Annotated in this window: 8 protein-coding genes; 4 read left to right on the plus strand and 4 right to left on the minus strand. The window is 72.1% G+C overall.

Going from position 1 to position 14,836, the window contains the following annotated elements; translation table 11 throughout:
• The first annotated feature begins 66 nt into the window (after positions 1 to 66).
• The 4 genes from ACVDFE_RS39285 to ACVDFE_RS39300 all read left to right on the plus strand — a co-directional run bounded on the left by ACVDFE_RS39285 (position 67) and on the right by ACVDFE_RS39300 (position 4,007).
• On the plus strand, positions 67 to 897 hold the full coding sequence (locus ACVDFE_RS39285) for a mechanosensitive ion channel family protein (RefSeq protein WP_360401931.1): 831 nt from the start codon (positions 67 to 69) through the stop codon (positions 895 to 897).
• A gap of 151 nt (positions 898 to 1,048) precedes the next feature.
• The gene (locus ACVDFE_RS39290) at positions 1,049 to 1,432 is read left to right on the plus strand and encodes a globin (RefSeq protein WP_360401919.1); all 384 of its coding nucleotides are present in this window, start codon (positions 1,049 to 1,051) and stop codon (positions 1,430 to 1,432) included.
• Between the two features lie 57 nt (positions 1,433 to 1,489).
• A complete protein-coding gene (locus tag ACVDFE_RS39295; protein WP_360401916.1) occupies positions 1,490 to 3,082 on the plus strand; it encodes a glycoside hydrolase family 13 protein in 1,593 nt (530 codons plus the stop codon).
• Between the two features lie 49 nt (positions 3,083 to 3,131).
• On the plus strand, positions 3,132 to 4,007 hold the full coding sequence (locus ACVDFE_RS39300) for a DMT family transporter (protein WP_458433967.1): 876 nt from the start codon (positions 3,132 to 3,134) through the stop codon (positions 4,005 to 4,007).
• 4 nt (positions 4,008 to 4,011) lie between these two features.
• Here the strand turns inward: ACVDFE_RS39300 and ACVDFE_RS39305 are convergent, their stop codons facing one another.
• The 4 genes from ACVDFE_RS39305 to ACVDFE_RS39320 form a co-directional block, all read right to left on the minus strand.
• Positions 4,012 to 4,638 (minus strand): hypothetical protein, encoded by a 627-nt coding sequence (locus ACVDFE_RS39305; protein WP_360401910.1) that lies wholly within the window; start codon positions 4,636 to 4,638, stop codon positions 4,012 to 4,014.
• A complete protein-coding gene (locus ACVDFE_RS39310; protein ID WP_360401907.1) occupies positions 4,631 to 5,062 on the minus strand; it encodes an acyl-CoA thioesterase in 432 nt (143 codons plus the stop codon). The genes ACVDFE_RS39305 and ACVDFE_RS39310 overlap by 8 nt, the downstream gene beginning before the upstream one ends.
• Positions 5,063 to 5,181: 119 nt before the next feature.
• Positions 5,182 to 10,122 carry an NAD-glutamate dehydrogenase gene (locus tag ACVDFE_RS39315; protein WP_458433968.1) on the minus strand — a complete coding sequence of 1,647 codons (4,941 nt, stop codon included), beginning with the start codon at positions 10,120 to 10,122 and terminating at the stop codon, positions 5,182 to 5,184.
• A gap of 334 nt (positions 10,123 to 10,456) precedes the next feature.
• Entirely contained in the window at positions 10,457 to 14,836 is a 4,380-nt protein-coding gene (locus tag ACVDFE_RS39320; protein WP_458433969.1) for a hypothetical protein, read from the minus strand.

A 14,836-nucleotide genomic window follows, 5' to 3' on the forward strand; every position in this document is an offset into this window, starting at 1 on the left:
CCGGTGGATGACGCCGCGAACAAGACCGCGGAGGCGGTTGAGTTCTTCGACAGGTACGGGCCGGACATCATCGCGGGCGCGGTCAAGATCCTCGTGATCCTGATCGCCGCGTTCGTGATCAGGGCCCTGCTGCGCAAGGTCATCGACCGGATCACCACGCCGGGCAAGGAGGGCAAGAAGCCCGGCCTGCTCAAGCCGCTGCGCGAACGTGCTCCGCAGGCGCTCGGGAACCTGATCTCCGAGCGCCGCGAGCAGCGGGCGAAGACGATCGGCTCCGTGCTGAAGTCCGTCGTCACGATCCTGGTCTTCGGAATCGCGTTCCTCGAGATCATGATCGTGCTGACGCTCGACATCACGCCCGTGCTGACCTCGGCGGGCATCCTGGGCGTCGCGATCGGCTTCGGCGCCCAGAACCTCGTCAAGGACTTCCTGTCCGGCATGTTCATGCTGATGGAGGACCAGTACGGCGTCGGCGACGTCGTCGACCTCGGCCCGTCCATCACCGGCACCGTCGAGGCGGTCGCCCTGCGCACCACCACGATCCGCGACACCGGTGGCACCGTCTGGTACGTCCGCAACGGCGAGATCCTGCGCGTCGGCAACTCGTCGCAGGGCTTCGCGGTCGCGGTCGTCGACCTGCCGCTGAGCTACGGCGCCAACCTCGCCGAGGCGACCAAGGTGCTGGAGCGCCGAGCCGCCGACGCGGCCGACAAGGAGCCGTTGAAGAACGACATCACGGCCAAACCGGACGTGCTCGGCGTCGAGAAGTTCACGCCGGAGGGCATCACCCTGCGGGTCACCGTGAAGACGCGCCCCGGCCGCCAGTGGGCGGTCCAGCGCAACCTGCGCGCGCAGCTCATGCCCGCGCTGGAGGAAGCCGGCTTCACCGCGAAGTAGGCGGGCCCGGGTTCAAACCTGGATGCTGGGTGAGGTAGAACACGCATTCGAGACGGTGATCACCCGGTGTCGTACCAGTTCACAGGCCTATGACCGAGACAACAGGCGGGGCGCCCTGCACGCGCGCACGCGCGTGAGTCAGGATGGGTGTGTGGGCAACCCGGTCAGCTTCTTCGAACAGGTCGGCGGCGAGGAGACGTTCCGCCGCATCGTCGCGCGCTTCTACCACGAGGTGAAGTCCGACGACGTCCTGCTCCCCCTCTACCCGGAGGAGGACCTCGGACCTGCGGAGGAGCGCCTGCGGCTGTTCCTGATGCAGTACTGGGGCGGCCCGCACACGTACTCGGAGAACCGGGGACACCCCCGGCTGCGAATGCGGCACGTGCCGTTCACGATCGGACCGGTCGAGCGGGACGCGTGGCTGCGCTGCATGAGGGTCGCCGTCGACGAGGCCGGACTCGACGAGGCCCACCGCAAGCAGCTCTGGGACTACCTGGAGATGGCCGCGAACAGCCTGATGAACAGCTGGTCTTGATCGCCCATCACCCGATCGGGTCCTTACGCAGCGACACGAATGGCAGGATGACCCCCCGTGCGACGATCCTCCGACCTCAGCCCCGAGATCGCCGAAGAGTCCGGTTGGTGGCGTGACGCCGTCTTCTACCAGGTCTACGTGCGTTCCTTCGCCGACTCCAACGGCGACGGCGTCGGCGACCTCGACGGCATCCGGTCCCGCCTGGGCTACCTCGAACTGCTCGGTGTCGACGCCCTGTGGCTCACCCCGTTCTACCGCTCCCCCATGGCCGACCACGGCTACGACGTGGCCGACCCGCGCGACGTGGACCCGTTGTTCGGCGACCTGGCCGCGTTCGACCGGCTGGTGGCGGACGCGCACGAGCACAACATCCGGGTGACCGTCGACCTGGTGCCGAACCACACGAGCGACCTGCACGAGTGGTTCCAGGAGGCCCTGCAGGCCGGTCCCGGCAGCATGGAGCGCACCCGCTACATCTTCCGCGAGGGCCGCGGCTTCGACGGCTCGCAGCCGCCGAACAACTGGACGTCGGTCTTCGGTGGTCCCGCGTGGACCCGCGTGCCGGACGGCCAGTGGTACCTGCACCTGTTCGCGCCCGAGCAGCCCGACCTGAACTGGGAGCACCCGGAGGTCCGCGCCGACCTGGAGCAGACGCTGCGGTTCTGGCTCGACCGCGGTGTCGACGGCTTCCGCATCGACGTGGCGCACGGCATGGCCAAGCCGGAGGGCCTGCCGGACATGGACATCCGCCCGCAGGCGCCGGGCGTGCTGAGCGACGACGCGCACGACCCGCGGTTCGACAACGAGGGCGTGCACGAGATCCACCGCATGATCCGCAAGGTCATGGACGGCTACCCCGGCACCATGGCCGTCGGCGAGATCTGGGTGAAGGACGACGAGCGCTTCGCCGCCTACGTCCGCCCCGACGAGCTGCACCTGGGCTTCAACTTCCGCCTGGTCGAGGCCGGCTTCGACGCCGACGCCGTCCGTTCGGCGATCGAGCACACGCTGGCCGCGGTGGCCCTGAGCGGCACGCCCGCGGCGTGGACGCTGTCCAACCACGACGTGGTGCGGCACGTGACCCGCTACGGCGGCGGTGCGCTGGGCGAGCAGCGCGCGCGGGCGATGACGCTGGTCGAGCTGGCCCTGCCCGGCGTGATCTACCTGTACAACGGCGAAGAGCTGGGCCTGCCCAACGTCGAGCTGCCGGACTGGGCCCTGCAGGACCCGACCTGGGAGCGCTCCGGCCACACCGAACGCGGCCGCGACGGCTGCCGGGTGCCGATCCCGTGGGAGGGCACCGCCCCGCCGTTCGGCTTCTCGACCGCGGTCAACACCTGGCTGCCGCAGCCGAACGAGTGGGACCACCTCACCGCGGAGGCGCAGCTGGAGGACCCCGGCTCGATGCTCTCGCTGTACCGGGAGGCCCTGGAGCACCGCAAGACGTCGCCGGCGTTCGGTGGCAACGAGCTCGAGTGGTACGGCGCCCCGGCGGGCTGCTTCGCGTTCCGGCGCAAGGGCGGCGGGCTGATCTGCGCGCTGAACACCTCGGGCGCGTCCGTGCCGCTGCCCCCTGGCCGGGTGCTGCTGTCGTCCGGTCCGATGGACGGCGACCAGCTGCCGCCGGACACCGCCGTGTGGCTGGTCTGACACCGCAATTCGTTCGACCGCGGCGGCGGGGCCGGTGAGGATGGCGGGCGTGCGTTCCCGTGGAGTCCTCGCCGTCCTCGCCGCCGCCGTCCTGTTCGGCACGACCGGGACCGCGCAGGAGCTCGGTCCCGGTGGCCTCGACCCGCTCGCGGTGGGCGCTGCCCGCGTCGTGCTCGCCGGGGCGGTCCTGTTCGCCGTCGCCCAGGTGTCGGGCGCTTACCGCGGCACCCGCTTCTCGTGGCCCGTCGTGGTCGCGGGAGCGGTCGGGGTCGTCGCTTTCCAGATCGGGTTCTTCACCGGTGTGCGGCTGAGCGGGGTCGCGGTCGGCACGGTCGTGGCGCTGGGCTCCGGGCCCGTGTGGGCGGGCGTCGTCGAGTGGCTGAGCACGCGCAGGACGCCATCGGCGCGCTGGCTGGCCGCCACGGCGCTGGCGGTCGCGGGCGTGGCGGTGCTGACCGGCGGCGGCACCGGTGTGTCGTGGCTCGGGGTGGCGGCGTCGTTGCTGGCCGGGCTCGGGTACGGCGTCTACACGGTGGCCGGGTCGCGGTTGATCGCGCACGGCCAGCGTTCCCACGGTGCGATGGGGCTCATGTTCGGCGTGGGTGCGCTGGTGTTGGTGCCGATGCTGATCTGGCGGTGGCCGGGCGGCCTCGACTCCACCGGCGGCATCAGCATCGCCCTGTACCTGGCGCTGGTGCCCACGGTGGTGGCGTACCTGCTGTTCGGTGCCGGGCTCAAGGTGCTGCCCGCCGCGACCGTGGCCACGCTGACGCTCGCCGAGCCGGTCGTGGCGACCGCGCTGGGAGTGCTGGTGCTGGGTGAGGAGATCACCGCGGCCACGGTCGCCGGCGGGCTGCTGGTGCTCGGCGGGCTGTCGTTGCTGGCGTTGCCCGCCCGGCCGGAGGTCGCCCTCGACCGCCGGTAGCGGGTCAGACGATCAGCGGCAGCATCGAGTGCCGGCGCCGCACCACGGCCCCGTAGCGCGCGTCGATCCGCAGCCACGAGTCCGTCGCGGTCACCCGCACCTCGCCGTCCTCACCGAGGAAACCCATGCCGGACAACGCGAACAGGCACCGCAGCGGGATCTTCACGTCCAGCCCGGACCCGGTCACCGTCAGCACGACCTGGTCCAGCAGCGAGGCCGGTGGCGTGCCCTGCGGGCCGGTGTTCTCCCGCGCCACCTCGACGCCCTCGTCCGCGAGCTTCGCGACGACCTCGACCGGTAACCGGTCCACCAGCAGCCAGCCCTCCGCGGGCGGCAGGGCCGAGCGCCACATCAGGTCCTTGGCCGGTCCCGGGTCGATGCGCTCGTCGCGCATCACCGCGAGACCGGTCAGCAGCTCCGACCCGGCCACCGTGACGTCCGCCGGGTTCGCCTGCCCCGCAACGGTCCGCGTGGCCAGCGTGTCGAACGGCGTCGCCACCCACGCGTCCAGCAGCTCCTCGTCGCGGTTGCGCAGACGCACCACCGTCTGCCCGTCCAGCCGCACCGCGCGCGCGGCGAACGCGCCGAGGTCGTCTCTCTCGGCCGCGTCGGCCAACACCAGCTCAGGCACCGTTACCTCCGGCACGCCAACCCGCGAGGAAGTCGCGTTCGGCCTCGGTCAGACGACGCGGGCGCGCAGTCGTCAAGTTGTAGGGAGCCATCAGCGTCTCCGCCTTGGCGACCACCGGGCTACCCGTTTCCCGGCCGCTCCGCACCACGTAGTCGAGGGTGAAGGACGCCGACCGCAGCTCGCGCACCGACATCTCCACGACGATCTCCTCGCCGGTGAACACGATCGGCGCGAGGTAGTCGACCACCAGCCGCGCCACGACCATGCCCTCGGCCATCTCCTTGACCCCGTGACGGGCGGCCTCGGTGAACAGCAGCTCGATGCGGGCTTCTTCCAGCAGTGTCACCGTCTTCGCGTGGTTGATGTGACCGAACGCATCCATGTCCGACCACCGCGGTCGCACACCAGTGACGAAGACACCCATGCACGGACCCTACCGAGCAAACCCCGCCGCATCACGAGCGAGTCCCCTCGCGGAACGGGTGGAACGGCAGGGGCGCCGCGGAGAGAACTCCTCCGCGGCGCCCCTGTCGTCCGTGCCTGCTAGCGGACCATGCTCCGCACCTGCCGCGCGGCGACGGAGAGCGTGGCCAGGTCGAGCTGGTGGACCCGGTTGATCTCCTCCAGCGCGCCGCGGGAACGGGCCAGGCGCGAGGCGTTGGCCTGCTCCCACTTGGCGATCTTCTCGGCCGCCGTGTCGTCCTCGTCGCTCGCCCTCAGCACGTCGACCGAGATGGCCCGCAGCGACGTGTAGAAGTCGTCGCGCAGCGCGAGCCGGGCCAGCGCGTGCCAGCGGTTGCCGCGTTCCAGGCTCGTCACCGAGTCCAGCATGTGGTCGATGTCGAGGTGGTCGGACAGCGCGAAGTACAGCTCGGCCGTCTCCCGGTGGGTGCGCTCCGGGCCCGCTCCGCCGGTCGGGCCGAACTCGCGTTCTGCCAGCTCGGCGATCTCGGTGACGTCGAGCAGGCCGTACATGTAGAGCAGCGCGGCGACCTTGCGGGCCAGCTCCGCGGGAACGCCCTGTTCGACGTACCGCTCGGCCTTGCCCGCGACGACCGCCAGCTCCTTGCCCTGCAGCAGGTCGAAGGCCGACGGGCTCAGCTGCTCCACCACGCCGCGGAAGCGGCTGATCGTCGAGCCCACCGCGAGCGGCTGCGGGCGGTTCGACAGCAGCCAGCGCGACGCCCGGTCGAGCAGGCGGCGGGTCTCCAGGACCATGCTGTCCTGCACGTCCGTCGAGACCGCGGTGTCCAGCGCCTCGATCTCCCGCCAGATCGACGGCAGGTCGAAGACCTGGGTGACCACGGCGTACGCGCGCACCGCGTCCGTGGCCGAGGCGCTCGTCTCCTCGGCGAGGCGGAACGCGTAGGAGATGCCGCCACCGTCGACGACCTCGTTGACCACGACGGTGGTGATGATCTCCCTGGCCAGCGGGTGGTTCGGGATCGCGGCGCCGAAGCGTTCGCGCAGCAGGCTCGGGAAGTAGTCCGGCAGCTTGCGGGTGAACGTGTCGATCGTCGGGATGTCGCTGGCGAGCAGCTCCTCCTTCAGCGTGAGCTTCGTGAACGCGAGCAGCGTCGCGAGCTCCGGCGAGGTGAGGCCCTCGCCCGCCTTCTCCAGCGCCTTGAACTCCGCCGGGCTCGGCAGCGCCTCCAGCTGGCGGCTCAGCGCGCCGCGGGCCTCCAGGTCGGCCGTGAGCCGCGCGTGCACCGACAGCATCGGGGCGGCGTGCGCCCGGCTGACGCCCAGCACGTTGTTCTGCGAGTAGTTGTCCGCCAGCACGAGCCGGCCGACCTCGTCGGTCATCTCGGCGAGGACCTCGTTGCGCTGCTGCTGCTCCAGCGACCCCTCCCGGACCAGGTGGTCCAGCAGGATCTTGATGTTGACCTCGTGGTCGGAGCAGTCGACGCCGGCGGAGTTGTCGAGCGCGTCGGTGTTGACCTTGCCGCCGGTGCGCGCGAACTCGATGCGGCCGCGCTGGGTCAGCCCCAGGTTGCCGCCCTCGCCGATGACCTTGACCCGCAGGTCGGCGCCGTTGACGCGGATCGAGTCGTTCGCCTTGTCGCCGACGTCGGCGTGCGACTCGATGGACGCCTTCACGTACGTGCCGATGCCGCCGTTCCACAGCAGGTCGACCGGCGCGAGCAGGATGGCCTTCTTCAGCTCCGGCGGGGACAGCTTCTGCACGCCCTCCGGCAGCCCCAGTGCGACGCGGACCTGCTCGGAGATCGGGATCGACTTCGCCGTGAGCGGGAAGACGCCGCCGCCCTCGCTGATCAGCGAGCGGTCGTAGTCGTCCCACGACGAGCGCGGCACGGAGAACAGCCGCACCCGCTCGGCGAACGACGTGGCCGCCACCGGGTTCGGGTCGATGAAGATGTGCCGGTGGTCGAACGCGGCCACGAGCCGGATGTGCTCGGACAGCATCATGCCGTTGCCGAACACGTCACCGCTCATGTCGCCGATGCCGACGACCGTGAACTCCTCGGTCTGGGTGTCGAGGCCCAGCTCGCGGAACGAGCGCTTCACGCTCTCCCACGCGCCCTTGGCCGTGATGCCCATGGCCTTGTGGTCGTAGCCGATGGAGCCACCGGAGGCGAACGCGTCACCGAGCCAGAAGCCGTAGCTCTGCGACACGCCGTTGGCGATGTCGGAGAACGTCGCGGTGCCCTTGTCCGCGGCGACGACCAGGTAGGTGTCGTCGGCGTCGTAGCGCACGACCTGCGGCGCGGGCACGACCTCGTTGTTGATCAGGTTGTCGGTGAGGTCGAGCAGGCCCGAGATGAACATCTTGTAGCAGGCGATGCCCTCGGACATGAAGTTCTCGCGGTCGATGCCGGGGTCGCCCGTCGGGGCGATCGGCTTCTTGACCACGAACCCGCCCTTCGCGCCGACCGGCACGATCACCGCGTTCTTCACGGCCTGCGCCTTGACCAGGCCGAGTACCTCCGTGCGGAAGTCCTCGCGGCGGTCGGACCAGCGCAGACCACCGCGGGCGACGCTGCCGAAGCGCAGGTGCACGCCCTCGACGCGCGGCGAGTACACGAAGATCTCGAACTTCGGCCGCGGTGCCGGCAGGTCCGGGATGGCCTGCGGGTCGAGCTTGACCGACAGGTACGGCCGGGCGTTGCCGTCGGCGTCGCGGAAGAAGTAGTTCGTCCGCAGCGTGGCGTTGATCAGCGTGAGCAGGCTGCGCAGGATCCGGTCCGCGTCGAGGCTCGTCACGTCGTCGATCAGCTTGCCGGTCTCGACGACCATGGTCTCGGTGCGGTCGGTGCGCGTGGCGTCGTCGAGCCGCGGGTCGAACCGCGCCTCGAACAACGCGACCAGCGCGATCGCCACGCTCGTGTGGCTGAGCACCGCGTCCTCGATGTAGTCCTGCGAGTACGGCGTGCCCGCCTGCCGCAGGTACTTCGCGTACGCGCGCAGCATCGCGGCCTGCTGCCAGGTCAGCCCGGCCTGCAGCACCAGCGAGTTGAACCGGTCGACCTCGGCCTCGCCGCGCCAGACGGCGGCGAACGCGTCCTGGAACCGCACCCGCACGTTGTCGAGGCCGGCCTCGGACAGCTGCGACAGCGCGGCCTTGTCGATGCGCAGGCCGAAGTCGTAGATCCAGCACTGCACGCCGTCCTCGCGCGCGATCTCGTACGGCCGTTCGTCGACCACGATCACGCCCATGCGCTGCAGCATCGGCAGCACGTCCGAGAGCGTGATGCCGTCGCCGGTCACGAACAGCTTGAAGCGCCGCTCCCCCGGCTCGGCGTTCTCGGGCACGTAGAACACCATGTCGAGGTCGCCCTGCACGAGCGCCTCGATGCGCCGGTAGTCCTCCAGGCCCGTGGAGGCGGGGAAGTCCTCCTTGTAGGCCTCCGGGAAGACCGCGGCGAACCGCTGGCCCTGCTCCGTGGCCGACTCGGCGCCCAGGTCGTCGCCGACGACGGCCTCGACCATGCGGTCGTCCCAGCTGCGGATGGCCTCGGCCAGCTTCAGCTGGATCGCGTGCGTGTCCGGCTCCAGCGTCCGGTGCGGGTCCGTGTGCACCATGAAGTGCACCCGCGCCAGCGCCGACTCGCCGATGCGCGCGCTGTACTCCAGGTTCAGCCCGCCTAGCTCCGCGAGCAGCACCTCCTGCATCGCCAGCCGGCTCGTCGTCGTGTAGCGGTCGCGCGGCAGGTAGACCAGGCAGGAGAAGAACCGGCCGTACGGGTCGCGCCGCAGGAACAGCCGCAGCCGGCGGCGTTCCGCGAGGGCGATGACCCCCGTCGTGGTCTGGTAGAGCCACTCCTCGTCCACCGAGAACAGCTCGGTGCGCGGGTAGTTCTGGATCACCTCCAGCATCCGCTGGCCCGAGTAGGACTGCAGCGGGAAGCCCGCGCGGTGGATCACGTCGCGCACGCGGCGCTCGATCACCGGGATGTCCAGCACGTCCTCGTGCAACGCCGTGGTGCTGAAGATGCCGAGGAACCGGTGCTCCCCGGTCACGTTGCCGGCGCCGTCGAACGTCTTCACGCCCACGTAGTACGGGTAGACGCTGCGGTGCACGCTGCTCTGCGCACTCGCCTGCGTCAGCACCAGCGGGTTCGGGCTCAGCGCCTGCGCGCCGTTGTCCGGCCCCTCGGTGAGGCTCCGCGCGGCGAGGCTGTCCTGCCGCAACACCCCGAGCCCGCTCGCGAGCACGGCCCGCAACGCCGGGTCGTCGTCCTCCTGCACGAGCTCGTACTGCCGGTAGCCCATGAACGTGAAGTGCCCGTCCGCGAGCCACCGCAGGAGCTTCGCGGCATCCGCGGACGCCTCGTCGGAGGCGCCCTTGTCCAGCTCGTCGGCCAGCTGCAACGCCGTCGACGCCATCCGGTCGGTGTCCTCGACGACCTCGCGGACGTCGGTCAGCACCGACAGCAGCCGGGACTCCAGCTCCCGCGCCCGGTCGGCGTCGGTGATGAGGTCGACCTCGATGTTCATCCACGACTCGGCGAGCGCGTCGGCCGGCGGATCGGCCGGGTCCGCGGTCGGCAGCACCTCCAGGCGCTCACCGGTCACCGGGTCGCGGCGCACCACGACGATCGGGTGCACCACCCGCTGCACCTGCAGACCGCCGCGGGTGAGCTCGGACGCGACCGAGTCGACCAGGTACGGCATGTCGTCGGTCACGACCTGCACCACGGTGACGGGGCACTGCCAGCCGTCCTGCGAGCGGGTCGGGTTCAAGATCCTGACCGCTGCCCTCCCGGGCACGCGGCTCTCGGCCAGCCGGTAGTTCGACCGCACCGCACCGACCAGGTCCACCGGGTCGTCGTCGTTGACTTCCTCGGCGGGCACGTGGCGGTAGAACAGGCGGATCAGATCAGCGAGTTCGGGGGCATTGGCGGCGGCCCGTTCGATCAGCTCGTCACGGACCTGCTCAGGACTGGCCGGTCGACTGCCGCCGTCCGCGGTGGTCACCGCGGAGACGTCGTCGGTTCGGGTCGGGGCTCCAGTCGAGGTCATCTTCAGGCGACTCCACGCTATCCGGCACCTCTGTGTGCCGGGTCCGCCCCCACCCTAGATGGGGTGGCGGCCGTCACCGGCAACGGGAGGGGCACTGTCGAACCACTGAATCGAGGGCTGAATCGAGTCACTTCATCAGTGATCCCAAGGCATTCCGCATGGTGGACGCAATCCCACGACGTGCACGAGCGACACTCGCCACACCTCCGTTCCTCTGTCTCATTCCGCACCTCTCACAACCGGGCCGGCGCACCACCGCCGACCTGTTCGGCGCGGCCTTCCACCGACCGCCGGGTCCTCCCGGCAGTCCTGAGTGGATCTGTTCTCGCCGGACCTAGGTACCCGGCAGGGTCCAGCCGCCAACACCGTCGGTCTGAACGCGACGGATCGGGCCGGTGGTCTCTTCCTCCGACGCGGTGCCCACGGGGACGATCGGGCCCGTGGTCTCCTCGCGGCTGGCCTCGACCGACAGGCCGCCGGGCGGGGTCGTGGGCGGGTTCCCCGACGTGTCCGCGGCCGGGACGGGGTGTTCGGTCGAGGGCAGCGCGGGCAGACCGAACTGCGCGTTCGCCCCGAACTGCGGCGCGGGCGAGCCGAACGACGGCTCCGCGCCGAACTGCTGCCCGGAGCCCAGCAGGTGGCCGGGGACGAACGGCTGGTCGGCGAACGACGGTCGACCGGAGCCGAACGGCGTACCGTCGCCGGACGGGAGGGGCTGCTCCTGGACCGGAGAGGGTTCCGGTACCGGGAGCTGGGGCAGCGCCAGGTCGGGCGGCAGCGGCTGGCCGGGGATGAACGGCAAGCCGGACTCACCCGGTGCCGGAGCACCGGTCGGCTGGTCCGGGATCAGCGGGTAGCCGTCCGACAGTGGCTGGTCCGGGATCAGCGGAAACGCGGGCGGTGTCTGGTCCTGCGTGGACGGGAGGCCCGGCTGCGGCTCGTCCTGGCCGAGCGGCACTGCGGGCGTCGGCTGGTCACCGTCCACTGTCGACCAGTCCTCAGTGGCCAGGTCGGCGGCCTGGAACTGTTCCTCGTCCTCGCGGCGACCGGTCTCGTAGGCGACCAGGGCCTCGGCCAGGAGGTCGGCCAGGCTCAGGTCACTCGGCTTGCGGCGGCTGCTCGGGCGGCCGTTCGACGGCTTCGCGGGCGTGTCCTCCACCGGAGCGGGCGAACCGACGGCTTCGGTCGCCGCGGCGGGGTCGGCCTCGACGCCCGGTCCTGCCGTTTCGCCCAGGCCCTGCTCCGACGGTGCGGCAACTGCGGACGAGAACCCGGCGGAGCGCGGGGTCCGGGCCGTGTGCGCGTCGGGGTGGAGCTGGACAGGAGCGGTCGGGAGGTCGGCGAGGTCGTCGTCGACGTCGGCAGCGCTCAGGAACGTGTTCGTCAGCAGGTCCGGCTCGGAGGGCCGCGGGACCTCGTCCGGCACGGGGACGGACGGCACCGGGTCCGGGACGGGCGGCACCGGCTCCGGCTCGTGCTCCGGGGTGGGGCGGGGCTGGGAGGGGTCCGGCGGCTCGGCGGGCTCCGGGTGTGGGATCGAGGACGTCGACCAGTCGGGCTTGGCGGACTGCGAGCGCGCCGCGAGGTCACCGAGGTCGAGGGAGCTGAAGTCGAGTTCCGGCAGCGTGAGCTCGGGCAGCTTCAGGTCCGGCAGGCTCAAATCCGGCAGGTCCAGGTCCTGCGGGTCCAGGTCCGGCTCAGCCGGTTCGGGGGCCGGGGGCGGTGTCGGCTCGGCCGCCGGGAAGCCTGATGCCGGGGTGAAGAGCGGGTAGGCCGGGTCGTCGACGTGCGGACCGAAGTCGGGAGCGGCCGGCGGGCGGGAGAAGGCCGCCGCCAGGCCGGGGCGGGCGGTGCGGTCCGGCTGGTCGGGGTCGCCGAAGAGGTTCGGGCCGGTGGTCTCCGGAGGGCCTGACGGCTCATCGGAGGCCGCTTGCGCGGGCGGACTCGTGGAGAGGTCCGCGAAGAAGGACTGGGACGTACCGGGGTCCGCAGCGTCTGCGGAGTAGCCGGGAACGCGCTCGTCGCGCAGCCGGTTCGGGGGGTCGACGCGCCACGACGGGGCGTCCGCCTCGGACTCGACCGGCGCCGAACGGGTGGCGTCGGGGGCACGGCGGCGACCACCGGCGCGCAGGCCCTGCGCCTTGAGCTTGTCGAGGACGCTCTCCTCCTGCGAGGAGGGCACGAACGGCGGCTGCGCGAACGGCGACCTGGTGCGCAGGGTGGCCTGGCGGTCGGGGTCCGCGACGCCGACCCCGGAGGCCGTGCCGTCCGGAGATGCGGTGTCCGGATAAGCGGTGTCGCCACCGGCGGTGTCGCCACCGGCGGTGTCGCTGTCGGCGGCCGCGCGAGCAGCACCCTTGAGAGCGGCTTCCTGGCTCGCACTCTCCTGGTGCGAACCCTGGTGAAGGGCCGCTTCCCGGCGCGCTGCCTCCTGCCGCGGTATCTCCTGCCGCGCAGCCTCGTGACGAGCGGACTCGTGCCGCACCGCCTCCTGCCGGGCCGCCTCCTGCCTTGCTGCCTCGTGGCGCGCAGCCTCCTGCCGTGCGGCCTCCTCGCGTTCCGCGGAGGCGCGGAGGGCTTCCTGACGCGCGGCTTCTTCGCGCACGGCCTCTTGACGCGCAGCCTCCTGGCGCGCTGCTTCCAGGCGGGCGGCCTCCTGCCGAGCCGCTTCCACGCGGGCGGCCTGGGCTCGGGCAGCTTCGACGCGGGCGGCCTCACGGGCGGCGACCTCGCGAGCGGCCTCCTGAAGCGCCGCCTCCTGGCGAGCCGCCTCCTGCCGGGCCGCCTCCTGCCGGGCCGCCTCTTGCCGGGCCGCCTCTTGGCGAGCGGCTTCCTGCCGGGCGGCCTCCTGACGGGCCGCCTCCTGACGGGCCGCCTCCTGCCGGGCCGCTTCCTGCCGGGCGGCTTCCTCCCGAGCAGCTTGCTGGCGGGCCGCCTCTTGCCGCGCGGCTTCCCGGCGCTGAGCCTCCCGGCGAGCGGCCTCTTGGCGGGCAGCCTCCTGGCGGGCGGCCTCCTCGGCGGCCTGGCGGGCCTCGCGTTCGACCTTGGCGCGCTCCTCGGCGCGCGCCGCGCGTTCTGCCTCGATCTGGCGGCGGGCCTCGCGCTGCAACTCCATGAGCTGCTGCTCGACCTTGCGCTTGCGCTCCTGGTCGGCGCTCAGCTGCGGCTCGGCCGGCGCGGGATTCGCCGACGGGGCATCCTCGGGCGACGCGGGGATGACGGGGATGACCTCGGTGGCGGCGGCAGGTGTGTCCTCGATCTCGCCGGCGGCAACGCGGGCGGCACGGCGGCGGCCGCTGACCATGGCGCCGGCCGAGGCGATGAGACCGGACGCGGGAACCGTGCGCTCGGAGACGGGTGGCGGCTCGACCGGGTCCGGCGTCTTGTCGCCGGGCTCGCCGAAGGGCTGGACCAAGCGCCAGCGATCGGCGGCGTGTGCTCGTGCCGCGGACAAACCCTCCACGGTCATGTCTTCGGCAGCCCGGCGTGCCCGCTTGACCTTCAGGCCGTCCGCCTTGCGGACCTGGACCGGGCGCCACTGCCGGAGCTGCTGCTTCAGGGCGGCGGGCAGGAGGCCGTCGGCGGGCCTGGTCATGCCCTCGATCGGGCGGAGCAGGTCCGCGAGCTGCCGGTGCAGGTCGGCGGGCTGGCGGTGGACGCCGGAGAACTCGGCGGCGAACCGGGCGCGCACGGCGTAGACGGCGCGGGCACGGCGGCGTTCCGCGGCGTGGGCGGAACGGAGGTTGGTGAGCGCGTCGGCGAGGTCACCGGCCACCTCGTGCACGTGCGCCAGCGCCAGCAGGCTCTCGGCGAGCACCGTGTCGAGCTGGTGGCGTTCGGCGCTGGTCGCGGCGTCGCGCAGCATGTCGCGGGCCACGGCGACCCGGCCGGCGGGCAGGTGCACCCGCGTGGCGAGGGCCAGGCGGAGCCAGCCCGCGGTGGAGGCGCCCGGTGCGCGCACCGGGCGGTCGAGCAGTGGGGCGCCGACCTCGGTCGCGTCGAGCATGCGGTTCGCGTCCATCAACGCGAGCGCCAGCTCCAGCGTCAGCCGGCCGTGCGCCTGGCCGCTGTCCGCTGACTGGTCGGCGAGCCGGCTCAGCAGGTCGAGGCCTTCGCGTGCGGCACCGATGGCGGCGGCGATGTCGCCCCACCGGCGGTGCTGCGCGGCCTGCACGGCGCGGATGAGACCGCGCAGCACCAGCCGCATGTCCTCGTCGAGCTCGGTGTCGGCGACGTAGAGCTGGTCGGCCTCGGCGAGCGCGCGGGTCGGCTCGTCGCCGCGGCCGACGGTGACCAGGCACTCGCTGGCCTGCACGAGAGCGGACGCCCGCAGCTCCGCGGGCACGTCCGCCGCCTCCAGGACGGGCATGACGGCTGCGAACCCGGTCAGCGGCGCGCCCACGGCACGCGCGCACGCCGCCAGCTCGACCCGCAGCAGCCACGCCGTCTCTTGGTCCCCGGCGGCCTCGGCCGCCTTCAGCGCGTCGAGTGCCCGGTCGGCGACCCGGACGCCGCGGCCCACGCGGTTGCCCGCGAAGACCACGAGCGCCTCGGCCCGCAACCGCTCGGCGTCGTCCTGACGAGCGGAGGTGAGCGCCAGCACGCGCTCACCCAGCACCAGAGCGAGCTCCGGTGCCCGCCAACGCAGCCGCCAGGCGGGCACGGCCAGCGTGCTCACCTCGACGTTCGCCTGCGTCTCGCCCCTCGCCGCCAC

Source organism: Lentzea chajnantorensis (genome assembly GCF_054300775.1).